Raw genomic sequence first — 24,166 nt, forward strand, 5'->3', positions numbered from 1 at the left:
CTCGTTCGGGTGACCCGGCCGCGGCCGCGGCCGCGCCGCCGGAGGGGCTGCCCGTTGGTCCGGCCGGGTGGGGTGCGCCGCCGTCCGGCGTAGCGGTGGTTGGATCCCCGGCCCGGGACTGCTAGCTTCTGCCGTCTGCAAGTGACAGAGAGTCATAGTCCGACCCCTGGAGAGCAGATGCGGATCGTTTGCGTCGGAGGCGGCCCGGCCGGCCTCTACTTCTCGATTCTGATGAAGCTGCGGAATCCGCACCATGACATCACGGTCCTGGAGCGCGACGCCCGGGGCGCCACCTACGGATGGGGGGTGACGTACTGGGCCGGCCTGCTCGACCACCTGGACCGCAACGACGCCCGGACCGCGGACGCGATCCGCGCGCACTCGGTGCGCTGGGACGAGGGCGTCGCCCACCTCAGGGGCACCACGACGAGGCAGCAGTCCGAGGAGGCCTTCGGCATCGGCCGCCGCCAACTGCTGGAGGTCCTGGCGGAGCGCGCCACCGGCCTCGGGGTCCGGATCGAGTTCGAGCACGGCGTCGAGAGCCTGCGCCAGCTCCCGGAGGCCGACCTCGTGGTCGTCGGTGACGGGGTGAACAGCCGGGTCCGCCAGCTGTACGCGCAGCACTTCGAACCCACCGTCACGGAGGGGCGCAACAGGTACCTCTGGCTGGGTACCGACAAGGTGTTCGACAGCTTCACCTTCTCCTTCGTCGACACCCCGCACGGCTGGATCTGGTTCTACGGCTACCGCTTCAGCGGCGGGCTGAGCACCTGCGTCGTCGAGTGCCCGCCCGAGACCTGGACCGGTCTCGGCCTCGACAAGCTCGGGCGGGAGGCCGGCACCGCCCTGTTGGAGCGGCTCTTCGCCGAGCAGCTGGACGGCCACCGGCTGATCACCCAGGCCCAGGGCGCCGACCTGCCCTGGCTGACCTTCCGCACGCTGACCAACAGGACCTGGCACCACGAGAACGTGGTGCTGATCGGGGACGCGGCCCACACCACGCACTACTCCATCGGCGCCGGCACCACCCTGGCACTGGAGGACGCCATCGGCCTGGCCGACGCCCTGCAAGGCCACGGGGAACTGCACCCCGCCCTCACCGCCTACGAGCGCGAGCGCCGCTCCGCCATCCTCTCCACCCAGAGCGCGGCCCGCTACAGCGCCCGCTGGTACGAGAACATCGACCGCTACGCCCAGCTGCCGGCCGAGCAGTTGTTCGCGCTGCTCGGCCAGCGCCACTCCCCGCTCCAGCCTTACGTGCCACCGCAGTTGTACTACTGGGTCAACCGGGCGGTGGAGGACTCCACCGCCCTGCGGCGGTGCCGCGGCTGGGTCGGGCACCGGGTCGCCCGGGTCCTGCACGCCCGCCACCGCCCCGAGCCGGCGCAGGAGGCAGCCCGCTAGGCCCCGGGGCCTACTCCAGGACGAGCTGCCCGAGGAACCACTCCTCCAGCACGCGCAGGCGGCTCTCGCACTGGGCCCGGTCCCGGCCGGAGACCAGGGCGGTGAGCAGGAAGTCGGAGGAGTAGGCGGCGGCGCCCATGGTCTGCCCGGGGGTGACGAACAGCTGGTACTTCTCGACCCAGGGGAAGGCCGGCGGCTCCTGCGGCGCCGACACCACCCGGCCGGGCCGCTTCATCAGCACCAGCTGACCCGACATCTGACGGGGCGTCACTTTCTCGGACCCGATCCACTCGGGCAGCGGCAGCCCCAGCTGGGCCCGGACCCAGGACTCGCTGGGGTCGACGCCGAACATCGTCCGCACGATGTCGCGGATGGCCGCGCCGCCCGTGCGGCAGGCGATCTCGCACAGCACCAACCCGTCCTCGGGGGTGTGGAAGGCCTCCAGGTGGAACGCGAAGTTCTCCGGCCCGCGCAGCGCCTGGAGGGTGCGGTCGGTGAACTCCAGCAGGCGGTGGGCGAGCGGGTCGTCGGTGTCCAGGGTGAGGTCGAGCCGGGGGCCGGTGTCGGTGGCGAACGAGGAGAGCGTGTACTGGTACTGCGAGGGCCAGGCCAGTGCCACCCGGCCGTCCACCACCAGCCCGTCCACGTGGCACATCGAGCCGTGCACGAACGCCTCGGCGATCAGGTTCGGCTGGTACGGCCCGTAGAGGTCGAAGCCGTCGGCGAGGTAGCCGTCCAGGTCCTCGGGCGAGTCGAGGATCCGCAGGCCCACCGAGCCCGCGCTGTCCCGGGGCTTGAGCACCAGCGGGAAGCCGAACTCCTCGGCGGACGCGATCACGTCCGCCGCGCACTCGACCTCCCGGTAAGGGGCGACGGCCAGCCCGGCCGCCGACGCCCGGCGCTTCATCACCACCTTGTCGCGGAACGGCAGGACGGTGTCCATCCGCTGGCCCGGAAGGCCGAGGACGTCGCGCAGCTCGGCCGCCCGCTCCAAGTCCCGCTCCTGGCAGGCGACGATGTGCCGGACCCCGTGCTCGGCTGCCAACTCCAGTGCCAGCTGCTCCAGTTCACCGCTGGTCTCGTAGCCGTCCACGGCCGCCGTGCGGCGGTAGTGGACGCCCTCGGCGGGCAACTCCTCGGCCACCAGGGCCAGGTGCTCGCGGGAGGCGATCAGCAGGACGTCGCCGTCGTAGTCGGCGAGCCACTCGTGGTAGGGGGCGCCGGCCAGCGAACCACGGTGGTGCAGGACAAGTACGGTCATCTCAGGCCACCTCGGTGCTGTCCGGGTCGGTCGGTTCGGGGGCCAGGCCCGCCTGGGCCCGCACCAGGGCGCGGGCCGGCCGGGCGTCGGGCCGGTAGCCGACGCCGAGGACCAGCCATCGGCCGTCCGCCTCCCGGACGGCCTCCACCGCGCGTGGATGCCCCGGGTGGCGGGGCAGGGCCGCCAGGGCGGCGTCGGTGACCGGAAGGCCGGGCCCGTGGTGGCGTTCACCGTCCGTGCGCGGCTCGACTGTCAGGCTGGGCACCACCGACGGGTCGGCCGGCATCCGGTCGCGGACGAAGGCCCGCAGGCCGGCCTCGTCCGCGAGTTCGGCCGGCGCCTGCCCGGCGTGGCCGCGGCGCGGGCGCACCACGAGCGGGTAACCCCACTGGTGCGCCCACCAGTACAGGTCGGCCACCCGCCGGACCTCCTCGCGGCGCACCACCCCGACGCCCGCGCGGGCGAGCACGGCCCGCGCCTCGACCGAGTCGGCCAGGGCCAGCGCCGCGTCGCGGCCCTGGCCGGGCAGGCCGAGGAAGTCCCGCAGGCCGCCGGCCCGGATCTGGTCGGCCGGGTCGAGCGCGACGACCGCCGACACCCCGCCGCCGCGGGCCAGGGCGAGCACGCCGGTCTCGACGGCCGCCGACAGTGCGTACCGCGGCACGACGCGGACCTCGGCGAAGCCGGCGTACTCACCGGCGCGTCCGGTCAGCAGCCGCAGCTCGCGGCCCGAGTCCGCCAGCCAGCCCGGGTAGTCGGGGGCGTGCCGGCCGTCCGGGTCGAGGATGACGATGCTCACCGCTCCTCGCCCTCCATCCGCACGGTCAGCACGGTGGCGAGCAGTTCCTCGCAGAGCCGGACGGCCGCGTCGGTGTCCGGCGCGGTGACGGCGAGCAGGCCGAGCCGGTCCCAGTTGTCCTGCACCGGCCGGATCACCGAGCCGGCCGAGGCCGCCAGGTCCAGGGCCAGCACGGACGGGTGGGCGCGCAGCTCCTCCACTCCGCCGATCTCCGCCACCTGGCCGGGCCGGCCGATCACGCCCCGGACACAGCCGGCCGCGACCGGCTTCGGACGTTCCAGGAGCGGCTCGACCAGACGGAACGGCCAGGCGAGGGAGTAGCGGGTCAGGTCGATGCCGTACGCCGCCTGGACGAGTTCGGGGATCCGGCCGCCGCCGAGGCGGTTGTGGCCCTCGATGACCAGCGGCCCCCGGGCGCCGACGCGCAGTTCGGTGTGGCCGGGCCCGTCCTTGATGCCGATCGCGTCCAGGAAGGCGGACACCGCGGCGACGATCCGCTCCTCGCCGTCCGGGTCCAGCCGGGCGGGCTGCGCGTGGCCGAGCTCCGCGAAGTGCGCCTCGTCGACCAGCTTCTCGGTGATGGCGACGACGACGTGGCGCCCCGCGAAACTGAAGGACTCGACGCTGTACTCGGGCCCGTCGATGTACTCCTCCATGAGGAAGCCGGCGACGGTGTACAGGGTGCTGCCCCGGTTCATGCCGTGGCGGCGGACGGTGACGATCCGCTGCCAGACGGCGTCGACCTCCTCGGGACCGGAGACCTTGAAGATCCCGAAGCCCGCGGTGAGGTCGGTCGGCTTGACCACGATCGGGTAGCCGTGCGCCGCGCCGAAGGCCGTCATGCTCTCCCGGCCGGTCAGCGGCTCGGCGGCCACCGTGGGTGAGCCGACCGCGGCGAGGTGGCGCCGCATGGCGAGCTTGTCGCGCAGCAGCCGGGCCGGCTCGTAGCCGGTGCCGTCCAGGCCGAACAGGTCGTTGACCCGGCCGGAGATCTCCAGCCCGGGCTCGGTCAGGGAGAGTGCGGCGGAGAAGTTCCAGATGCTGTGCGCGGCCCGCACGAGGGGTTCCATCACCGACCAGTCGGTGTAGTCGGCGATCAGCGTGACGTCGGCGAGCTCGGCCTGCTCGGGCTGGAACTTCTCCTTGTGCTGCACCAGGATCACGTTCAGCCCGAGCTGCTTGGCGATCCGCACCGGCTCGGTGAGATGGCCGATCAGCAGCAGCGTCCGCTCGGGCACCATCGGCTGCGGCGGGGCCGCGGTGACGGCGTTCAGCAGCTCGGCCCCGGTCTCCACCCGCACCAGCGCCTTCGCCTCGGCGGCCAGCCGGTCCGCCGCCGCCGCGGATTCCGCCTCGACCATCACCCAGCCGTGCCGGCTGGCCGAGTCCCGGATCGGCGCCAGCACGTCCCCCACGGCGTGCGGGAAGAGCACGCCGTGCACGCCGGGCAGCGCCGCGGCCCGCTCCAGGCCCTCGGCCCGGGTGATCGCGCCGGGCCGGAAGTCGAAGAAGGAGATGGCGGCGACCCGGGTCGCCGCCGGGGGCGTCACCGTCCGCCCGGCGAGCAGCTCGAAGACCGCGCCCTCGATGTCGAAGCCGGTGGCGATCCGGATCAGTGCCGGGATCCGGTCGCCGCCGAACCGGGCCTGCGACTCCACGATCCGGGGGCCCGCCCCCGTCAGGACGACCTCGGTGTGCGCGGGGCCGAAGCGGTAGCCGGCCGCGTCCAGCACTGCGGTGACCAGCTCGCCGACGGCCGCCGCGTCCCCTCCGGGCAGCTGCGCGGGGAAGAGCTGGCCGGTCTCCACGAAGGCCGGCGCGGGCGTCTTGCGCTTCTCGGTGATGCCGACGACCTGGTGGCGCCCGTCGAAGCTGAGCGTCTCGACGCTGAACTCGGGGCCCTCCAGGTACTCCTCCACCAGCACCGGGCCGTTGTAACCCAGCCGTTCGACCTCCGCCCGCCAGTCCGCCAGCCGCTGCGGGTCCTGGACCAGGCGCACCGCGCTGCTGCCCGCCAGCCGGGTCGGCTTCACCACGGCCGGGTAGCCGAACCCCGCCAGGACGTCCGCGACCTGCCGCGGCCCGGCCGCCACCGCCGAGCGCACCGGGGAGAGTCCGTGCCCGGCCAGCAGCTCGCGCAGCGCCGCCTTGTCGTTGAGCCGGTGGACCGCCTCGGGCGGATTGACGGCCACGCCGAGCGCCTGGGCCTCCTCGGCGACCGGCACCATGGTGGCCTCCTCGCCCAGGTGCAGCACGTACCCGACGTCGTGGGCGACGGCCGTCTCGCGGACGAGGCGCCGCAGCGCCCGCTCGTCGGAGAAGTCGACCAGCAGCATCTCCTCCACGTGCTTGGCCACCTGGTCCAGGTACGAGGCGGGCTGCAGCGTCGGATCCCAGATCGACCAGACCCGGAAGCCCAGGGCCGCGGCCCGCTCCACGAACTGGCTGTACGGCTGGACCATCAGGATCCGGTTGTTGTCCGGCACGTGGGTGCCGGTCACGTTGTCGCGAGTCACTGCACGCCATCCCTTTCCAAGGTGGGCATCGGGTCGTTGACGAGGGCTTGCGGCGCCAGCGCCCGTGCGCCCTTGGGCACGTCGGTCATGACCAGGGCGGTCGCACCGATCAGGGCGTCGTCGCCGATGGTGATCGGTCCGAGCAGGGTGGCGGCGGCTCCCACCGTGACGCCGTTGCCGAGCCGGGGGTGGCGGCGCTCGCCCGCCTCCGTCCGGTCCCGGTCCTTCCACCAGCCGAGCGAGCCCAGGGTGACCTGGTGGAACAGCGAGACGTCGTCGCCGATCACCGCCGTCTCGCCGATCACCGTCCCGCTGCCGTGGTCGATGAAGAAGCGCCGGCCGATCCGGGCGCCCGGGTGGATCTCGATCCCCCCGGTGAGGAGTTTGGCCAGGGTGGACACCGCGCGGGCGCAGCGGTGGTGCCCGGCGCGGTACAGGGCGTTGCCCACCCGGTGGCCCGCCACCGCCAGCGCGGTCGGGTGCAGCAGGGCCTCGCTGCGCCGGTGCACCGACGGGTCGCGGGCGACGATGACGTCCAGCGTCTCCAGCGCGCCGCGCCGTGCGTCCCGTAGGCCGTCCCGCAGGCCGGTGCGCCGGCGGGCCGGCGGCCGTCGAGCCGTCATACCGGGACCTCGGTCCGGCGGGCGGCGACGGCCCGGGCCTCCCGCATCCGGAACAGGTACCGGTACAGGTGGATCGCCATGGCCCCGAAGAGCACGTACAGCAGGCCCATCACCCAGGTGGGCGCGACCGAGCCGAGGATGACGGACAGCGACCCGACCATCTGCCCGGTCCGGACGTGCAGCCCGTACGCGGCCAGGTACTTGGTGCGCGCGTCGGTGGGCACCAGGTCGGCGAGCAGCGCCTGCTTGACGGGGAGGGACATGATCTCGCCGAGGGTGACCACGAAGGTCGCGAGGATCAGTACCCAGGCGTTGCTGCCGACCGCCCACACCACGTAGCCGAGAGTGAAGAGCGCGACACCGAGGATCAGCCGGGCCTGCTCGGAGTACTTGCCGAGCAGCTTGCCGACCCACAGCGCGAAGCAGACCACGAGCAGGGTGTCGACGGCGCGCAGGATGCCCAGCAGGTTCACCCCGTCGACGGTCAGGCTCCAGGAGCCGAAGGACAGCAGCCGCTGCGGGGCGAAGCCCGTGCCGAAGCGCACCGCGAGGTAGGAGGAGATCTGGACCCCGATGGACCAGACCAGCAGGGCCGCCAGCACCAGCCGCAGGAAGACCCGGTCGCGGCTCACCGACAGGTAGCCGACCAGGGCCGACTTCACGCCGCGCGGGTTCTGCGCGGCCTCGGCCGGGCGGGTCTCGGAGAGGGCGAAGAAGGTGACCAGGGAGATGCCGAGGGTGGCGGCCGAGGCCGCCGCCAGCAGCTGGAAGAAGTAGCCGCCGTAGAGGAAGCCGCCGACCAGCGAGCCGAGCATGAAGGCCAGGTTCACCACCCAGTAGTTGATCGTGTAGACGGCCGCCCGCGACTCCGGGGTGGAGACGTCCACGATCATCGCCTCGTTGGCGGGGATGGCCAGCCCGCCCATGGCGGCGGCGCACAGGTACAGCAGGTACGTCGCCGGACCGGAGTGCAGCAGCGGCGAGTTGGCGAGGGCCAGGCCGGCGAAGGACAGGCAGCTGCCGATCTCGCCGAGCAGCAGCACCCGGCGGCGGCCGTACACGTCGGAGAGGTGCCCGCCGACCAGGTTGCAGGTGACGGCGACGAACGCCACCACGAGCGTCATCAGGCCCGCGGTCGCCGCGCCGTACAGGTGGGAGAAGTGGATGACCATCAGCGGGACGAGCATGATGTCGAAGAACCGCTGGAAGAAGCCGACGCCGATGCGCAGCTTGAGGTTGTGGTGCAGATCGCGGAAGTTCACGCGCCCTCCTCCTCGGCCGGCCACCAGCTGAGGTAGCGCTCGCCGCTGTCCGGGAAGACGGTCGCGACGGTGAGGCCGGTCAGGTCCCGGCGCCTGGCCAGCTCGATGCACCCGTACGCGGCGGCGCCGGCGGAGATCCCGACCAGCAGGCCCGTCCGGGCGGCCAGGGCGCGGGTGGTCGCGGCGGCGTCCGCGTCGGACACCGCGATCACCTCGTCGATGCAGTCGAGGTCGGTGACCGGGCTGATGAAGCCGCCGTTCAGCCCGGGGATCCGGTGCGGTCCGGGAGCGCCGCCGGACAGCAGCGCCGAACCCTCGGGCTCGACCGCGACGACGTGCAGCGCCGGGTTGCGCTCGCGCAGGTAGTGGGCGGTGCCGGTGAGGGTGCCGCCGGTGCCTACGCCGCAGACCAGCACGTCCACCCGGCCCCCGGTGTCCCGCCAGATCTCCGGGCCGGTGGACTCGTAGTGCGCCCGGACGTTGGCCGGGTTCTCGTGCTGGCGTGCCCACCACGAGCCCGGCAGCTCGGCGTGCAGCTTCCCGGCCCGCTCGACGCAGCCGGCGAAGCAGAGCGCGGGGTCGGTGAACTCCAGCTCGGCGCCGAGCATGCGCAGCGTCAGGATCCGCTCCCGGGAGGCGTTCTCGGGCAGCACGATCAGGCACGGGTAGCCGCGTGCGGCCGCCAGCGCCGCGAGGGCGATGCCGGTGTTGCCGGAGGTGGCCTCGATGACGGTGGCCCCCGGCGTCAGCTCGCCGGACTCCTCGGCCGCCCGGAGCATGCTGAGGGCGACCCGGTCCTTGATGCTGGAGAGCGGGTTGGCGGCCTCCAGCTTCGCCAGGACCGTGGCGGCCGGTGGCAGGCCGTCGAGCTGCAGGCGGAGCAGCGGGGTGTTGCCGACCAGATCCTCGAACGAGGTGGCCACGGCCAATTGGTTAGTCATCGCTCTTCCCTTGGGGCTGAGTTCTGCTCGACGGTGGTGCAGCGCGGCGCTGGTCCGTTTCGATCCGGCAGAGCTGCCATATCCGCGATCCGGGCACGCGTCCGACAATGGGCGGCGCTTTTCCGGGCACGCATTCCAATCCCCTTCGGAAAGCGCTGGAAAGCTCCGGGAATCTGCGGCAATCGGGGCCCTGCTCGTGTCAGTACCTTGCCGCCAGTGCGCGCAGAATTCCATCGGCGCGATGGTTCGGGTCAGCGCAGTGCGCAGAATTCGGGGGTTCATACTCGGTCAAAAGGTGCATTAGGCGGCGGTTCGAGCCCGCCGGCCGACGTTCCGGCTCCGCAGACGAACGGTTGTGGCCACGCCCCGAGTGGCCGGATACAGTCCTTTCGGGTGCCCCGCCGGCCCGGTGCTGTCCTTTTTGCGGAGGAAGCGGGCGACTTGCCGACGGAGGAATCGAGCCATGCATCGGAAATCTCTTGCCAAAACCCCGGCCGAAACCCATAGTTTCCACCGAAGTGGCCAATGGGGCTCCATTTGAAGGGGGGGCGCAGTGGAAAGCTGGGTCGCCGGGAAATCGGGCGCTGCGGGGCAGGGGACACCCGGGGGAACACGCCTCACGGATCTGCTGGCGGACCAGGTGCGCAGCCGCCCGGACGACGTCGCGGTGGAGTCCGGGAAGGAGATCCTGACCTTCCGCGAACTCATGGACGGGGCCGCCGGACTCGCCGCCGGGCTGCGCGGCCTCGGAGTGCGGCCCGACGACTGCGTGGGCGTCTTCCTGCACCCCTCACTCGCCCTGCCGGTCGGCACCTGGGGGGTCCTGCTCTCCGGCGGCGCCTACCTCCCGCTGGCACCGGACTACCCCGACGAACGCCTGCGCTACATGGTCGAGGACTCCCGCACCACGGTGATCCTGACCGAGGAACCGCTCCGCGCCCGGCTGGCCGGGCTCGTTCCGGCGGGCACCCGGATCCTCACCCCGGCGGACGCCGCCGGATACGCCGCCCCGGAGGACCACGGCGACGGGCCGGGCGGCCCCGGCGACCTCGCGTACGTCATCTACACCTCGGGCAGTACCGGCCGGCCCAAGGGCGTGATGATCGAGCAGCGCAGCATCGTCCACCAGATGCGCTGGTTCGGCCGCACCTACGGCCTCGGGCCGGGCTCCGCCGTGCTGCAGAAGACGCCGATGAGCTTCGACGCGGCGCAGTGGGAGATCCTCGCGCCCTGTCTCGGCGCCCGGACCGTGATGGGCGAACCCGGCGTCCACCGGGATCCGGACGGCCTGGTCGACGCGGTCGTCCGGCACGGTGTGACCACCCTGCAGTGCGTCCCGACGCTGCTCCAGGCCGTGCTGGACACCGACCGGCTGCCCGAGTGCACCTCGCTCACCCAGGTGTTCTGCGGCGGCGAGGCCCTCCCCAGGCAGCTGGCGGCACGGTTCCTGGAGACCCTGCCGGGGTGCGGGCTCGTCAACCTCTACGGGCCGACCGAGACCACCATCAACGCCTCGGCCTTCACCGTCGCCCCCGGGGCCCCGGCCGACGGGCCGCAGGCCGTCCCCATCGGCACGCCCGTGGACGGCCTCGCCTTCCACATCCTGGACGCCGGGTCGAACCCGGTGGGCCCCGGCGAGACCGGCGAGCTCCACATCAGCGGCATCCAGGTCTCCCGCGGCTACCTGCACCGGCTGGACCTCACCGCCGAGCGGTTCACCACCAACCCGTTCACCGCCGACCCGGAGCACGCCGGCCTCTACCGGACGGGGGACCTGGCCTTCCGGGACCCGGAGGGCCGGGTGCACTTCGCCGGCCGGGTGGACCGGCAGGTGAAACTGCGCGGGTACCGGGTCGAGCTGGACGAGATCAGACTGGCGATCGAGAGCCACGACTGGGTCAGGAACGCTGCCGTTCTCGTCAAGGACGACCCGGCCACCGGCCACCAGAACCTCATCGCCTGCCTCGAACTGAGCCCGCGCGAAGCCGCGTTGATGGACCAGGGCGCGCACGGCGCGCACCACGTGTCGAAGGCGAGCCGGCTGCAGGTGCGGGCCCAGCTGGCCGGCGGCGGCTGCCGGGAGCCGGCCGACCTGCTCGGCCGCCGGGCGGTCAACCTGCCCGGCCTGGTGCCGGCCGCCGGGCAGCGGCGCCGGGTCTTCGCCCGCAAGACCTACCGGTTCTACGAGGGCGGCGAGGTGCGGCGGGCCGACCTCCTGGACCTGCTCGGCCGCCGGACCATGGGGGAGGGCTCCCGCAACCCGGACAGCCTGGGCCTCGGCGACCTGGGGCGGATCCTGCGGTGGTTCGGCCAGTACCCGAGCGAGGAGCGGCTGCTGCCCAAGTACGGCTACGCATCGCCGGGTTCGCTGTACGCGACGCAGCTCTACCTGGAGACGGACGGGCTCGACGGCCTGGCCCCCGGCTACTACTACTACAACCCGGTCTGCCACCGGCTCATCCTGATGACGGCGAAGGACGGCCCCGGGCGGGCCGGCACCCGCTTCCACTTCGTGGGCAAGCGGCGGGCGATCGAGCCGGTCTACCGCAACAACATCCGGGAGGTGCTGGAGATCGAGGCCGGCCACATGGTCGGCCTGCTGGAGGAGGTGCTCCCCGCCCACGGGCTGGACGTCGCCGCGAGCCGGTACGAGCCGGACCGGAAGGACCACCTGGACTGCGCCGACGAGGACCACTACCTCGGCGCCTTCGATCTCGTCCCGTACCGGGAGGACCGGCCCGACGTCCCGGTCGACGTGTACGTGCAGGTCCACCCCGGCGGGGTGACCGGCCTCGCCGCCGGCCAGTACCGGTACACGGACGGCGCGTTGGAGCGGATCTCGGACGAGCTGGTGCTCAAACGGCATGTCATCGCCATCAACCAGCAGGTGTACGAGCGCGCGCCGCTCGGCATCACGGTGGTCAGCCGGGCAGCCGAGGACTGGCGGGCCTACCTGGACCTCGGGCGGGAGCTCCAGCGCCTCCAGATGAACGACACCCGCTTCGGGTTCATGGCCGCGGGCTACAGCTCCAAGACCGGCAACGACCTGCCCGCCGCCAAGCGGATGGCGGACGTGCTGCGGGCCGGCGGGCACCGGACCGGCCCCTCGTACTTCTTCGTCGGCGGCCGGGTCAGCAAGGAGCAGCTCGTCCACGAGGGCATGTACGAGGACACCGTCCACATGCAGGGCCCGGCGGAGCTGGTCAAGGCCGACCTGGTCGGCCTGCTGCCCGACTACATGGTGCCCAACCGCATCGTGGTGATGGAACGGCTGCCGCTCACCGCCAACGGGAAGATCGACCTCAAGGCGCTGGAGGCGTCCCCCGAGACGGACGTGCTGCCCCCCGACCGGCCGTTCACCGCCCCCAGGACGACCACCGAGCGCCGGATCCGCGCACTGTGGAAGGCCGCGATGAAGCAGCAGAGCGCCGTCTCGGTGCGGGACGACTTCTTCGAGTCCGGCGGCAACTCGCTGATCGCGGTCGGGCTGGTCAACCGGCTGAACCGGGAGTTCGGCTGGTCCCTGCCGCTCCAGGTCCTGTTCGAGTCCCCGACCATCGAGGAACTGGCCCGCCGGATCGACGGCGACCGGGCCGGCACCCCTTCGTCCCGGCTGGTACCGCTCGGCGCCGCGACGGCCGGAAGGCCGGTCCACTGCTGGCCCGGCCTCGGCGGCTACTCGATGAACCTGCGGCCGCTGGCCCGGCGGCTGGACGACGGCCGGCCCTTCTACGGCGTGCAGGCACACGGGATCAACGAGGGGGAGAAGCCCTACGCCACCATCGCGGAGATGGCCGAGGCGGACGTACGGGCCATCAGGGAGGTGCAGCCCGAGGGCCCCTACACGCTCTGGGGCTACTCGTTCGGCGCCCGGGTGGCCTTCGCGGCGGCCGGTCTGCTGGAGCGGGCGGGCGAGACGGTGGACCAGCTGGTCCTGATCGCCCCCGGTTCGCCGAAGCTGCGCGGGGCGGCCGCCGCGAAGGCCACCGGCCGGGCCTCCTTCGCCGACCCGGCGTACGTGACGATCCTGTTCTCGGTCTTCGCGGGGACGGTGACCGGCCCCGCGCTGTACGAGTGCCTGCGGGTGGCCAGGGACGAGGAGAGCTTCGTCGGCTACATCACCGAGAGCTTCGACGGCCTCGACGCCGACCTGGTCGCCAGGATCATCGAGGTGGTCCGGCGGACGTACGAGTTCACCTACAGCTTCACCGAGTTGAGAGCCGGGCGGGTCCGGGCGCCGGTCACGGTGCTCAAGGCCGCCGGGGACGACTACTCGTTCATCGAGAACAGCAGCGGCTACTCCGTCGAGGAGCCGCGGATCGTCGACCTCGACACCGACCACTACAGCCTGCTGCGGGAGCCGGACGTCGGCCTGACGGTGGACACCATCCGCCGGCGCCTCGACCCCGGACGCCGCGCGGCCGAGGCCCCCGGACCCGGCGCCCTGGTACCCCCGGCAACCCCGGCAACCCCGGCAACCCCAGCACCCCGAGTACCCCGCACCCGAGAAGCAGGAGAGCAGGTCACCGCGATGCCCCACGTGAACATCAAGTACTTCCCGACCCCGATCAGCGACGAGCAGGAGGCCCGGCTGGTGGCGGCGCTCACCGAGGCGCTGCGGGAGAACCTCGGCTGCGACGAGGGCGCGGTCTCCATCGCGCTGGAGCCGATCGAGCCCGCCGACTGGCACGAGAAGGTCTACGCCCCGGAGATCCTGGACCGCCGCGAGTTGCTGCGCAAACTGCCGAGCTACTGACCGCCCGTGCGGCGGCGTGTCCGCGCCCGCCGCGTTGCCGCCACCTCGTGCGGCGCGTACCCGACGATCGTCCGATTTTATCGACATGGAAGGAACGGTGATCCTGATGGCGGTTGCCAGCTGGTTGGTCATGGGGGCCGACGACCCCGAGCACGGCTTCCCCGAAGCGGCCGGTCAGGCCGGGCTGGTGAGCCAGCTGCGTCCGCTGATCGTCGAGCTGAGCAAGCCCGGTGACCTGGTGTTCGACCCGTTCGCCGGGTGGGGCACGACGCTCGTGGCGGCCTCGGTCGAGGGCCGGCGCGGATTCGGGATCGAGGTGAACCCGGACCGTGCGGACGAGGCCCGGCGGTGGCTGAAGGCGTACCCCGGCCAGGAGATCTTCACCGGCGACGCCCGGAAGCCGCCGCTGGAGCCCGGCTCGGTGGACCTGGTCATGTGCGACCTGCCGTACTTCGGCACCAACCTGGACACCGACGCGACCGACGAGGGCCAGTTCTACGCCCTGCGGGAGTACGACGACTACCTGGCAGCACTGGACGAGGCGTTCGCCGCCGTCGCGAACGTGATGCGGCCGGGCGCCCACGCGGTGATCGCCGTCCAGAACCGTCGCATCGCCGACCGGTTCGTCCCGCTCGCCTGGGACGCCGCGCGCGTACTCGGCCGTCATCTCACGCTGGGTGACGAGCGCGTCCACCTCTACAACCGCCGGACGAGCGACGGCGACCCGATGCGGACCAACCGCTCGCACGAGTACCTGCTGATGGCGAGCAAGTAGCGCCCGCTCCACCGGCCGCCGCCCTGTGCGGCGGCGGCCGGTGCCGTCCGGGCTCTTTCGGGCAGGGCCGCATCCTCCGCGCATGGCCGCCGGCAACCGGGGCAGGCGAACCCCGAACCGCGTGGAGAGGAGCGCACACCGATGAGTGACATATCCCGCCTTCCCGGAGCCTTCGAGCAGTACTGGGCCTGGCAGTTGAAAGGTGCCTGCCGGGGAGTGGACAGCAGCCTGTTCTTCCACCCGCCGGGCGAACGCGGACCGGTCCACGACGAGCGCGAGGACGTCGCCAAGGAGATCTGCTTCCACTGCCCGGTGCGGCGCGAGTGCGCGCAGTACGCGTTGGCCGCCCGGGAGCGCTACGGCGTCTGGGGCGGCCTGACGGAGGACGAGCGCCAGGACCTGGTCAGGCGGTCCCGGACGGCGGCCCGCGAGCGGGCCCGGCGCTGACCGCCGTCGGCGCCCGGGACACGCGCCGCCGCGCTGCGGCCGGTGGCCGGGGATCCACGCTCACCCGTCCGGATCCGCCGTCGCGCGGGGCCGGACCATCGGTGATCGGGTGAAGCAGGCGGGGGACCCGACTCCCGCCCGCGCTCCGATCCGAGCGCCCGATCCCGGAGGACCGTATGGCCGACTTCCTGACCGACGTCCAGGCGCTGCGGGCGAAGGCCCGCACCCAGATCATGAAGGGACCGGTCACCGAGGCCTACCGGGCGGACCTGCCCCGGGTGGTCGAACTGCTCAACACCGCCCTGGCCACCGAGATCGTCTGCACGCTCCGCTACCGGCAGCACCACTTCATGGCGAAGGGGCTCAACTCCGAGCCGATCGCCCAGGAGTTCCTGGTGCACTCCAACGAGGAGCAGGGGCACGCCGACCTGCTCGCGGCCCGGATCGCCCAGCTCGGCGGCACACCGGACCTGGACCCGGGCCGGGCGGTCGGGCGGTCGCACTCGGAGTACGTGCCCGCCGTGGACCTCCAGCAGATGATCCGGGAGAACCTGGTCGCGGAGCGGATCGCCATCGCCTCCTACACCGAGATGATCGGCTGGCTCGGGGACGGCGACCCCACCACCAGGCGGATCCTGGAGGAGATCCTCGCGCGCGAGGAGGAGCACGCGGACGACATGCTGACCTTCCTCGAAGCCGACGTCTGAGCCTCGCGGGCCGGGCCCTCAGGCATCACGTCACAACGGCGTCCGGCGTCGCTCCGTCCGGAGCGACGCCGGACGCCGTTGTGACGGCCTGTGGGGGCGCCGTGGGATCCCGCGTACCACGGGTGCCCGGTGGTGGGGGGCCGTTTCCCGGTGGGACCCCTCGCATGAGCGAAATCGGCCCGGGAAGCCGGTAGGACGGGCCCGGACGGGGCAAGCCTGGTGCCAGCTCCACCCTCGGCGGACGAAGCGAGGGAGCCCCCGTCGGATGCCTCCCACTGGTGTTCGAAATGGTCGGTCCATTAGGCGGAAAACCTCCAAATCAGTTGGCAGGTAATGTTTTTGAGGGTTCGTCGGAAATTTTCTGAAACCGGCTATGCTGCTTCCGGTCCAGCCCACCGCACCCCCCGTCGCGCCAGGTCGCGACGGCCGGCGCGGCGCGGCGGGCCGCCTGCCGGACGCAGCCGCCACGCAGCCGAAGCCGGTACCACCCGTCCGTTCCCGTGCTCTTTCGACCGTTTGAGGATGCTGATGCTTCGTGCCGGAACGTCACCCGGGAGGCCGGGCCCCGCGCCCGTCCTGGTGTGGCTCCTTCCCGCGCTCGTGACGGCCGCCGCGGCCGTCGTCGCCGCGTCGGCCGTCACCGGCGCCCGCGCGGGCGTCGTCCGGGGCTGCGGGGTGGTGGCGGTCGTGGCGGTGGCCGTGGTCGCCGTCGAGGCGGCGCGCCGCGGGCAGGCGCTGGCGGCCCTGCGCGAGCAGTCCGCCCGGCAGGAGGCCGAGCTGTGCGGCCGGCTGGCCCGGCAGGAGGCCGAGATGGTCCACCTGGCGAAGGCCGCGCTGCCCGAGGCGGTCGCCCGGCTCCAGCGCGGAGAGTTCGCCGAGGACGTGGTGAAGACGTACGAGTCCCACGACGCCGTCGTGGGGCAGGAGTTCCGGGCCGCCCGGCAGGCCGTGCTGCGTACCGTCCTGGAGGCCGTCGACAACGAGGAGGGCCTGCGCGAGTCCGCGCAGCGCGCCTTCGTCAACATCGCGCGCCGGGTGCAGGCGATCGTCCACCGGCAGGCGCAGGACCTGCGCGAGATGGAGGACCGGCACGGCAACGACCCGGCGGTCTTCGACGACCTGCTCTGCCTGGACCACGGGAACGCGCTGGTCGGCCGCCTCGCGGACAGCATCGCCGTCCTCGGCGGCGCGCGCCCCGGCCGCCAGTGGAGCCGGGCGGTCCCGCTGTACAGCGTGCTGCGCGGCGGCATCTCGCGGATCCTCGACTACCAGCGGGTCGAGCTCCACCCGGTCTCCGAGGTGGCCGTGGTCGGACCCGCCGCCGAGCCGCTGATCCACGTGCTGGCCGAACTGCTCGACAACGCCACCCGCTACTCGCCGCCGCAGACCCGGGTGCACCTGACCGCGGTGGAGGTGCAGACCGGCATCGCGATCGAGATCGAGGACGGCGGTCTGAGCCTGAGCGAGGAGGGCCGGGCCCGTGCCGAGCGGATGCTCAAGGAGGCGCAGGCCGGGATCGACCTGAACGACCTCGGCGAGACCCCCCGGCTCGGCCTGGCCGTGGTCGGCCGGCTGGCGCAGGCGTACGGGTTCCAGGTCTCACTGCGGCCCTCCGCCTACGGCGGCGTGCGCGCGGTGCTGATCGTGCCGCAGGAGCTGATCACCACGGTGCCGGCCGGCCGGACCCACGGCATCGGCGTGACCCCCGGCCCCCGGCCGTCGGTCGCGGCCCGGTCGCAGGCGACCGTGCTGTCCTCCGCCTACGCCGCCGACTCCTCCTTCGACTTCTCCTTCGAGTCCTCCTTCGGCTCCTCCTTCGAGGCGTCCACGGAGGCCCTCCCGGGCTCCGGCCCCGAGGACGCCGAGAGCCTGCTGGTGAGCGAACGGGCTCCGAACGGCCTGCCGCAGCGCCGCCGTTACGCCGCGGCGGCCCGCAAGGGCGCGCACGACGGATCCAGGCCCCCGGAGCCGAGAGCGGCCGAGCCGGCCCGGACACCGGTGCAGCCCGGCATGTGGCTGGCCGCGTTCCACGAGGGAGTGAACGGCGAGGCGCCGTCCGGCGGTGCGGCCGGCCACAACAGCGAAGAGTCGGCCGGGAAGGGCGAGCAGTGATTCAGCAGCGGACCAACATGGACTGGATGCTCAAGGAACTGGCGGACGGCGTCCCGCACGCCCGGCACGTCATCGTGCTCTCCGCCGACGGCCTGCGGATGGCCCAGTACGGCACCGACACCGACAGCGCCGACCGCCTCGCGGCCGCCTGCGCCGGTCTGCAGAGCCTGGCCGCCGCGGTGGGCCACGAGTTCCCGCACGGCGACGGCCGGATGCGGCTGGTCGTGATCGAGGTGGGCGGCGGCTTCTTCTACCTGATGGCGGCCGGGTCCCGGGCCTACCTCGCGGTGCTGGCCGACGAGGGCGTCGACGCCGGGCTGGTGGGCCAGCGGATGCGGGACCTGGTCGCACGGATCGGCGAGCACCTCAGCACCCCCGCGCGCACCAGCGGGCATGTCGCGTGAGCGCTGCCGGCCAGGACTGGGACGAGGGCAGCCCCGAACGCCTGTACGTGATCACCCGCGGCCGCAGCGGCACGGCCGGGCAGAGCACGTTCGACCTGGTCACCCTGATCGTCTCCCGGTCCGAGCCCACCCCCACGATGCAGCCCGAGCACGCGGCGATCCTGCGCATCTGCGGCTCCCCGCTGTCGGTGGCCGAGATCTCCGCCTACCTGCGGCTGCCGGTGAGCGTGGTCACCGTCCTGCTGGCGGACCTCCGCGCGGAGGGCCGGATCGAGGCCCGCGCCTGCGTGCCGCCGGCGATCCTTCCCGACCGTGCCCTGTTGGAGGCGGTGATCCGTGGACTTCAGAAGCTCTGAGACCGTGCTCGGCCCGCAGGCCGTGGACCTGCTCCCGGCCTCCGCCGCGATGGCGGTGAAGGTGGTGATCGTCGGTGGTTTCGGCGTCGGCAAGACCACCCTGGTCGGCGCCGTGAGCGAGATCCGCCCGCTCACCACCGAGGAGACGATGACCCAGGCCGGTGCGGGAGTCGACGACACCGCCGGGGTCGAACGCAAGACCTGCACCACCGTCGCGATGGACTTCGGCCGGATCAGCATCAGCGAGGAACTGGTGCTCTACGTGTTCGGCACACCCGGGCAGGAGCGGTTCTGGTTCCTCTGGAACGGCCTGTTCGAGGGCGCGCTCGGCGCCGTCGTGCTGGTCGACACCCGGCGGCTGGAAGTCAGCTTCGACGTGATCGGGCGGCTGGAGGACCGCGGTGTCCCCTTCGTCGTCGCCGCCAACACCTTCCCCGAGTCCCCGACCTACCGGATCGAGGAACTGCGGACCGCCCTGGACCTGCCCCCGGAGGTGCCGATCGTCACCTGCGACGCCCGGACCCGCGAGTCCGGCCGGGACGTCCTGCTGGCCCTGATGCGCTACCTGTACCACCACGCGGCCCCGCCCGCGGGGTGACCGCGCCACCCGCCGGCGCCCCTGACCACCACCGTTCCGCGGCGGTTCCCCCTGTACCGCCGCCCCGCTGACCCCGACCCCCGACGACCACCGCTCACGACGGCTTCCCCCACGATGACCGCCTCGCGCCGACCCCGGAGAAACCGTGACCACCCACTTCCCTGACGACCTCTCCCACACCCCGCCCCCCGGCTGCCCCGCCCACGGGCTCGCCGCCCCCGGCCTGCGGCGGCTCTACGGCCCGGAGGCCGAGGCCGACCCCGCGGGCCTGTACGAGAAGCTGCGCGCCGAGCACGGCGAGGTGGCGCCGGTGCTGCTGCACGGCGACATCCCGGCCTGGCTGATCCTCGGCCACTCCGCGAACCTCAGCGCCATGCGCACGCCCTCGCGGTTCTCGCGGGACTCCCGCCGCTGGACGGCGTTCCAGGAGGGCCGGGTCACCGCCGACTCCCCGCTGATGCCGGTGATCGCCTGGCAGCCGCTGTGCGTGTTCGCGGACGGCGAGGAGCACAAGCGCCTGCGCGGAGCGGTCACCGACAGCCTGAACCGCTTCGACGGCCGCGGGATCCGCCGCTACGTCACCCGCTACGCCGACCAGCTGATCCAGGAGTTCGGGCCCACCGGCCGGGCCGAACTGGTGGCTCAGTTCGCCGAGCACCTGCCGATGCTCGTGCTGACGCAACTGCTCGGGATGCCCGAGGAGTACGGTCCGCGACTGGTCGACGCGGCCCGCGACCTGATGAAGGGCACCGAGACGGCCATCGCGAGCAACGACTACGTCGTCGCGACACTGCGCCGGATGATGGACCGCAAGCGGGTGACGCCCGGCCCCGACCTGGTGTCCTGGCTGATGCAGCACGACGCCGGGCTGAGCGACGACGAGGTGCTGGAGCACCTGCGGGTGGTGCTGCTCGCCGCGAACGAGACGACCGTCAACCTGATCGCGGACACGCTGAAGCTCACCTTCACCGACCGGCGGTTCCGCGCCCACCTGTCCGGCGGCCACATGACGCTGCCGGACGCCCTGGACCAGGTCCTCTGGGACTCCCCGCCGATGTCGCTGGTCGCCGGCCGCTGGGCCACCGGCGACACCGAACTCGGCGGCCGGCAGATCAAGGCCGGCGACATGCTGCTGCTCGGCCTCGCGGCCGGCAACGTCGACCCGGCCGTCCGCCCCGACCTGACGAAGCCGCTGCACGGCAACCGCTCCCACCTGTCCTTCGGCGGCGGCCCGCACGAGTGCCCCGGCCAGGACATCGGCCGGGCCATCGCGGAGACCGGCATCGACATCCTGCTGACCCGGCTGCCGGACCTCCAGCTCACCATCGAGGAGGACGAGTTGACCTGGACGGCCGCCTGGCTGTCCCGGCACCTGGTCGAGCTGCCGGTGCGGTTCACCGCGCGGCCGGCCACCGGGGCCGCTCCGGGAGCGGCGGCGCGGACGCCTGCGGGGGAGACGGCGGGTGGGACGACGGCAGCCGGACCGGCCGTGCCCGCGACGCCGCCTGTGCCGATGCCTGCGCCGATGCCCGTGGCGACCGCCGGCCCGCCGGTCGCGCCGCCCGCCGGCCCGCCCGCCGCCGTTCCCCGGCAGCGACGCCGGCGCGGCTGGTGGAGCGCGCTGACCGGGAGGCTGTGGCGCTGACGGCGGCAGCCGGCCGGGCGGCCCGTTCCGCCCGGCCGGTGTCGGCTGTCCCGGCCCGTTGCCGATCCGCCCCCGGGCACAGGGCTCGGCAGATGCCGGGACCTGTGGAACCCTGGTGGTGGACGGTTCTCCGCGGCGTTCGCGCACTCCCGCGGCCCGGAGGAGTCCGGGCAGGCGGTACGGGCCGGTCGGAGACCGTCGCTCGTACGTACGTACGTGTGCGTGCCGGACGGAGGCTGCCGATGTCGTGCTACCACGAACCCGGTGCGCACAGGACCGTCCTGTCCGTCTACGACGAGGTCGTGGGGGAGCTCGACCGGCTCGTCGCCCTGGTGTCCGTCGCGGGCTGGGGCGCCCCCACGCCCTGCGCCGACTGGAGCATCCGTGACCTGGTGAACCACGCCACCGCGCAGCTGCTCTGGGTGTCGCCCCTGGTCAACGGCGGCACCATCGCCTCCACGGGTCGCCGGTTCGACGGCGACGTGCTGGGCGTCAACCCGGTCGGGATGTGGAGCATGGGCCGCACCAACGCCTCCGGCGCCTTCCACACCCCGGACGCGCTCGACCGGCAGGTCCGGCTCTCCTACGGGCCGCGCGACGGCCTCGGCTACTGCGTCGAACTCACCACGGAGCTCACCCTGCACACCTGGGACCTGGCGAAGGCGCTCGGCGGATCCGGACGGCTGTCCGAGACGATCGTCCGGTTCGCCTGGGAGGAGTTCCGCACCTACCAGGACCTCCCCGCCACCGGCCAGTTCGCCCCGGCGCTCCCGGTCGGGCCGGACAGCGGCCCGCTGACCGTCCTGCTGGCCAGGGCGGGACGGGACGCGAACTGGACACCGTCCTCCCCGCGCCGGGACCACGGGACCTGACCCCGGACGTCCGCCGGGGCCTCGGAGTGCGCGGTGGATTCAGAGTGCGAGGTACATGATGTGCAGCCCGACGTAGCCCTCCGTGGGGTGCCGGAAACCCTCCGGGAGGGTGCCCAGCACCTCGAAGCCGAGGGACCGGTAGAGCTTCACCGCGTGCACGTTCGTCTCGACGACCGCGTTGAACTGCATCGCCCGGTAGCCCGCCGCACGGGCCCACGCCACGCTGTACTCGCACAGCGCCCGGCCCACGCCGCGTCCGGAGTGCGCCGGATCGACCATGTAGCTGGCACCCGCGATGTGCGAGCCGTTGCCCAGGTGGTTGGTGTTCATCTTCGCCGTGCCCAGGACGGTGCCGCTCTCGTCCACCGCGACGACCGTACGGTTCGGGGCCGCCAGGAGCCACCAGTCGCGGGCCTGGTCCGCGGTGAGGTCGAGCGGGTAGGTGAAGGTCTCGCCCGCGGCGACGATCCGGTGGAAGAAGGGCCAGATGGCGGGCCAGTCCTCGGGTGTGGCTTCCCTGATCAGCATGCGGACAGGATGGCGGTCCGGGCGCCGCCTCCGCCACCGCTTTACCCCCTCCGGGGTGCGCCCGGCGGGCTCGGCGGCCGTCCGCTCAGATCCGGCGCGCGAGCGTGACGATCTCCTGGCTCGCGCCGGTGACGGGACCCCGGTGCCAGTCGCCGTACTGGGCCTCGACCGCGAAGCCGGCTCCTGCCAGGAACCCCGCCAGCGCCGGCACGTCCAGGAAGCGCAGGCTCGCGCGGTCGACGCGCAGGACGGTGCCGTCCGGGTCACCGGTCGTCTCGGTGAGCGTCACGACATCGCCGACGACCGACTCGACGTGGTGCGACACCCGCAGCCTGCGGCCGGCCGGGTCCGTGATCTCGGAGGCGTTCGACGGGTTCCAGTCCTCCCACGCGCGGGCCTGCGGGTGGCGGGTCTCGAACGCGAACCGGCCCCCGTAGCCGAGTGCGGTGCGGATCGCCGCCAGCGACGCGCGCAGCTCGTCGTCGCCGATGAGGCTCTGGAACGCGTGGCCGGTCATCGTCGCGAGCTCGAACTCGCCGTCCCAGGCGGCTTCGGCCGCCACCCCGGCCACCCACTCGACATCGGCGCTCCGGCGGGCCCGGTCGAGCGCCGCGAGGTCGGGGTCGAGCCCGACCAGCCGGCCGCGGTGTCCGGCCGCGCGGGCCTGGCGCAGCATGCCGCCCGTCCCGCAGCCCACGTCCAGGACGGTGTCGGCGGCCAGCACCAGGCCGCTGTAGAACGCGTCACAGGGGGAGCGGGCCGGGTCCCACGGGTTCAGGACGTCGTACAGGGCGGCGTTGTCGGCATCCGAGAGCATCGCACAACAGTATGCGGTCGGTCTGCGGGCCTCAACAGAGTTCGAGGCGAGAGAAGTTGGCACCGGTGAAGGAATTCGGACGTGTTACTGTCGCGCCATGTCCAAGATCGAGCTTGATGAGCTGACGGCCGAGTTCTTCGGCGCCTTCGACAACCGGGGCGGCAAGACCGCCGATGTGGCCCGGATCCGCCGGCTGGTACTCCCGGGCGGTGTGATCACCATGACCGGCCCGCAGTTCACGGCCTACACCGTGGAGGGGTTCATCGAGCCCCGCGAGCGGCTGCTGGCGGACGGCCGGCTGGTCGAGTTCTCCGAGTGGGAGACCTCCGAGCGGACCGAGATCGTGGGCGACATCGCGTCGCGGTTCGGCGAGTACCGCAAGTCCGGGGTGCTGGACGGCGAGCCGTTCGAGGGTGGCGGGACCAAGGCGTTCCAGTTCGTCCGCACCCCGGACGGCTGGCGGATCGCGGCGTTCGCCTGGATCGACCAGCCCTGACCGCGACTGCGGGCGCCCGTGGTCCGGGAGGCCGCAGGCTGAAGGGCGTTCGGCCGCGCGGTCCGCAGGCCGGTGGCGCGCGGAGGCGGTAGGAACCGGGGCGTCGCCGATCCTGGTGGACGGCGACGCGCACGACCCGTCGGGAGGAGTGCTGCTCTCCTCCTCCTGACGAGTCGGTAGGAGGAGGAGAGCAGCCGCAGGATGCGGCAGGCGGGGCGGATCGCCCAACTCCGTTGGACAGCAGGGGCTTTGCAGCTTGCGCAGACCGGTGGAGCGGCCCGGTCCGGCGTGGAACTCGCCGCGGGCCGGGCCGTCGTCGTGCGCCCGACGGACCGACAGCGGTCCCCGCCGGGAGGCGCTTTCCGCAGGGACACCAGTGCCGTGGGGGGAATCCGTGGCCTGGCGAAGTCCGGCGTTCGCCGGTTGTTCATAACGCTGCTGCCCAATCCGCCACCTGAGGTGAAACAGGTTGGGGAAGATCGTTGCTGCGGTCGCTTTCCTGCTTCGTGCGGTCGCGGGGGCCGGTACCCGCTCCCGGTGCCGCGCGCACGGGAACGGCGGCCAGGAGGGCACGACCGGCAAGCGTGCTGAACCAGAGCGGAAGGCGCTGACCCGATGGCTGTCGAACTCCCCGAGCCTCTGCAGTGGGTCCTATTGCTTCTCGCCGGTACCCGTTGGCCGGAGGCCGACGAGGGCCAGTTGCGGGAGATGGCCGACCACTGGCGGAAGGTGGGCGCGGGCCTTCAGGATGCCGCGCACGCCTCGGACGCCGCGATGAAGCAGGCCCTGGAGGGTCAGCAGGGCGCTGCGGCCGATGCGTTGGCCAAGCACTGGGCCGACTACACGG

General features: G+C 72.8%; 21 protein-coding genes. 13 read left to right on the forward strand and 8 right to left on the reverse strand.

All coding sequences use genetic code 11. The features are described from left to right. Window positions 1–177: 177 nt before the first annotated feature. Complete coding sequence (locus tag ABD330_RS20785; protein ID WP_344467297.1) at window positions 178–1,404, forward strand: FAD-dependent monooxygenase; 1,227 nt, start codon at window positions 178–180, stop codon at window positions 1,402–1,404. Between the two features lie 10 nt (window positions 1,405–1,414). On the opposite strand, the gene ABD330_RS20790 is transcribed toward ABD330_RS20785, so the two are convergent. Genes ABD330_RS20790 through ABD330_RS20815 form a run of 6 tightly spaced genes read right to left on the reverse strand, consistent with a single transcriptional unit; the run spans window position 1,415 to window position 8,806 of the window. Next, complete coding sequence (locus ABD330_RS20790) at window positions 1,415–2,665, reverse strand: ATP-grasp domain-containing protein (RefSeq protein ID WP_344467299.1); 1,251 nt, start codon at window positions 2,663–2,665, stop codon at window positions 1,415–1,417. 1 nt (window position 2,666) lies between these two features. After that, entirely contained in the window at window positions 2,667–3,464 is a 798-nt protein-coding gene (locus ABD330_RS20795) for an ATP-grasp domain-containing protein (RefSeq protein WP_344467301.1), read from the reverse strand. After that, window positions 3,461–5,980 (reverse strand): ATP-grasp domain-containing protein, encoded by a 2,520-nt coding sequence (locus tag ABD330_RS20800; protein ID WP_344467303.1) that lies wholly within the window; start codon window positions 5,978–5,980, stop codon window positions 3,461–3,463. The genes ABD330_RS20795 and ABD330_RS20800 overlap by 4 nt, the downstream gene beginning before the upstream one ends. Then, the gene (locus ABD330_RS20805; RefSeq protein ID WP_344467305.1) at window positions 5,977–6,603 is read right to left on the reverse strand and encodes a serine O-acetyltransferase; all 627 of its coding nucleotides are present in this window, start codon (window positions 6,601–6,603) and stop codon (window positions 5,977–5,979) included. The genes ABD330_RS20800 and ABD330_RS20805 overlap by 4 nt, the downstream gene beginning before the upstream one ends. Continuing rightward, window positions 6,600–7,865 (reverse strand): MFS transporter, encoded by a 1,266-nt coding sequence (locus tag ABD330_RS20810; RefSeq protein WP_344467308.1) that lies wholly within the window; start codon window positions 7,863–7,865, stop codon window positions 6,600–6,602. The genes ABD330_RS20805 and ABD330_RS20810 overlap by 4 nt, the downstream gene beginning before the upstream one ends. Next, complete coding sequence (locus tag ABD330_RS20815) at window positions 7,862–8,806, reverse strand: PLP-dependent cysteine synthase family protein (RefSeq protein WP_344467310.1); 945 nt, start codon at window positions 8,804–8,806, stop codon at window positions 7,862–7,864. Before ABD330_RS20815 ends, ABD330_RS20810 begins: the two co-directional genes overlap by 4 nt. Before the next feature lie 553 nt (window positions 8,807–9,359). On the opposite strand from ABD330_RS20815, the gene ABD330_RS20820 reads away from it, so the two are divergent. The 10 genes from ABD330_RS20820 (at window position 9,360) to ABD330_RS20865 (ending at window position 21,478) form a co-directional block, all read left to right on the forward strand. After that, window positions 9,360–13,562, forward strand: coding sequence for an amino acid adenylation domain-containing protein (locus tag ABD330_RS20820; RefSeq protein ID WP_425555595.1), 4,203 nt, complete (start codon window positions 9,360–9,362; stop codon window positions 13,560–13,562). Window positions 13,563–13,668: 106 nt separating this feature from the next. Continuing rightward, entirely contained in the window at window positions 13,669–14,337 is a 669-nt protein-coding gene (locus tag ABD330_RS20825) for a TRM11 family SAM-dependent methyltransferase (protein WP_344467312.1), read from the forward strand. A gap of 141 nt (window positions 14,338–14,478) precedes the next feature. Then, window positions 14,479–14,784 carry a WhiB family transcriptional regulator gene (locus ABD330_RS20830; protein ID WP_344467314.1) on the forward strand — a complete coding sequence of 102 codons (306 nt, stop codon included), beginning with the start codon at window positions 14,479–14,481 and terminating at the stop codon, window positions 14,782–14,784. Between the two features lie 176 nt (window positions 14,785–14,960). After that, on the forward strand, window positions 14,961–15,491 hold the full coding sequence (locus tag ABD330_RS20835; protein ID WP_344467317.1) for a ferritin-like domain-containing protein: 531 nt from the start codon (window positions 14,961–14,963) through the stop codon (window positions 15,489–15,491). A 528-nt stretch (window positions 15,492–16,019) separates the two neighbouring features. Further along, window positions 16,020–17,603 carry a sensor histidine kinase gene (locus ABD330_RS20840; RefSeq protein ID WP_344467345.1) on the forward strand — a complete coding sequence of 528 codons (1,584 nt, stop codon included), beginning with the start codon at window positions 16,020–16,022 and terminating at the stop codon, window positions 17,601–17,603. Beyond that, window positions 17,600–18,007 carry a roadblock/LC7 domain-containing protein gene (locus tag ABD330_RS20845; RefSeq protein WP_344467319.1) on the forward strand — a complete coding sequence of 136 codons (408 nt, stop codon included), beginning with the start codon at window positions 17,600–17,602 and terminating at the stop codon, window positions 18,005–18,007. The genes ABD330_RS20840 and ABD330_RS20845 overlap by 4 nt, the downstream gene beginning before the upstream one ends. After that, on the forward strand, window positions 18,004–18,363 hold the full coding sequence (locus ABD330_RS20850; protein WP_344467321.1) for a DUF742 domain-containing protein: 360 nt from the start codon (window positions 18,004–18,006) through the stop codon (window positions 18,361–18,363). The genes ABD330_RS20845 and ABD330_RS20850 overlap by 4 nt, the downstream gene beginning before the upstream one ends. Beyond that, the gene (locus ABD330_RS20855) at window positions 18,344–18,961 is read left to right on the forward strand and encodes a GTP-binding protein (protein WP_344467323.1); all 618 of its coding nucleotides are present in this window, start codon (window positions 18,344–18,346) and stop codon (window positions 18,959–18,961) included. The genes ABD330_RS20850 and ABD330_RS20855 overlap by 20 nt, the downstream gene beginning before the upstream one ends. A 145-nt stretch (window positions 18,962–19,106) precedes the next feature. Next, entirely contained in the window at window positions 19,107–20,606 is a 1,500-nt protein-coding gene (locus tag ABD330_RS20860) for a cytochrome P450 (RefSeq protein WP_344467325.1), read from the forward strand. A 242-nt stretch (window positions 20,607–20,848) separates the two neighbouring features. Next, a complete protein-coding gene (locus ABD330_RS20865; protein ID WP_344467327.1) occupies window positions 20,849–21,478 on the forward strand; it encodes a TIGR03086 family metal-binding protein in 630 nt (209 codons plus the stop codon). A gap of 39 nt (window positions 21,479–21,517) precedes the next feature. Here the strand turns inward: ABD330_RS20865 and ABD330_RS20870 are convergent, their stop codons facing one another. Both ABD330_RS20870 and ABD330_RS20875 read right to left on the reverse strand, forming a co-directional pair. Next, window positions 21,518–22,006, reverse strand: a complete 489-nt coding sequence (locus ABD330_RS20870; RefSeq protein ID WP_344467329.1) for a GNAT family N-acetyltransferase — start codon at window positions 22,004–22,006, stop codon at window positions 21,518–21,520. 85 nt (window positions 22,007–22,091) lie between these two features. After that, window positions 22,092–22,823 (reverse strand): class I SAM-dependent methyltransferase, encoded by a 732-nt coding sequence (locus ABD330_RS20875; RefSeq protein ID WP_344467331.1) that lies wholly within the window; start codon window positions 22,821–22,823, stop codon window positions 22,092–22,094. Between the two features lie 97 nt (window positions 22,824–22,920). On the opposite strand from ABD330_RS20875, the gene ABD330_RS20880 reads away from it, so the two are divergent. Then, window positions 22,921–23,319, forward strand: coding sequence for a DUF4440 domain-containing protein (locus tag ABD330_RS20880; RefSeq protein ID WP_344467333.1), 399 nt, complete (start codon window positions 22,921–22,923; stop codon window positions 23,317–23,319). A gap of 615 nt (window positions 23,320–23,934) precedes the next feature. Next, window positions 23,935–24,166 (forward strand): WXG100-like domain-containing protein (locus ABD330_RS20885; protein WP_486327079.1); only part of this gene is annotated, 232 nt, incomplete at its 3' end.

Origin of the sequence: Kitasatospora kazusensis, assembly GCF_039529945.1 — a bacterium.
Taxonomy (GTDB): Bacteria; Actinomycetota; Actinomycetes; order Streptomycetales; family Streptomycetaceae; genus Kitasatospora; species Kitasatospora kazusensis.

Coding starts and splice junctions, on each gene's coding strand:
- ABD330_RS20815 (WP_344467310.1), bottom strand. CDS start 8,806: ATGACTAACCAATTGGCCGTGGCCACCTCGTTCGAGGATCTGGTCGGC.
- ABD330_RS20865 (WP_344467327.1), top strand. CDS start 20,849: ATGTCGTGCTACCACGAACCCGGTGCGCACAGGACCGTCCTGTCCGTC.
- ABD330_RS20830 (WP_344467314.1), top strand. CDS start 14,479: ATGAGTGACATATCCCGCCTTCCCGGAGCCTTCGAGCAGTACTGGGCC.
- ABD330_RS20875 (WP_344467331.1), bottom strand. CDS start 22,823: ATGCTCTCGGATGCCGACAACGCCGCCCTGTACGACGTCCTGAACCCG.
- ABD330_RS20880 (WP_344467333.1), top strand. CDS start 22,921: ATGTCCAAGATCGAGCTTGATGAGCTGACGGCCGAGTTCTTCGGCGCC.
- ABD330_RS20790 (WP_344467299.1), bottom strand. CDS start 2,665: ATGACCGTACTTGTCCTGCACCACCGTGGTTCGCTGGCCGGCGCCCCC.
- ABD330_RS20840 (WP_344467345.1), top strand. CDS start 16,020: ATGCTTCGTGCCGGAACGTCACCCGGGAGGCCGGGCCCCGCGCCCGTC.
- ABD330_RS20805 (WP_344467305.1), bottom strand. CDS start 6,603: ATGACGGCTCGACGGCCGCCGGCCCGCCGGCGCACCGGCCTGCGGGAC.
- ABD330_RS20835 (WP_344467317.1), top strand. CDS start 14,961: ATGGCCGACTTCCTGACCGACGTCCAGGCGCTGCGGGCGAAGGCCCGC.
- ABD330_RS20870 (WP_344467329.1), bottom strand. CDS start 22,006: ATGCTGATCAGGGAAGCCACACCCGAGGACTGGCCCGCCATCTGGCCC.
- ABD330_RS20785 (WP_344467297.1), top strand. CDS start 178: ATGCGGATCGTTTGCGTCGGAGGCGGCCCGGCCGGCCTCTACTTCTCG.
- ABD330_RS20825 (WP_344467312.1), top strand. CDS start 13,669: ATGGCGGTTGCCAGCTGGTTGGTCATGGGGGCCGACGACCCCGAGCAC.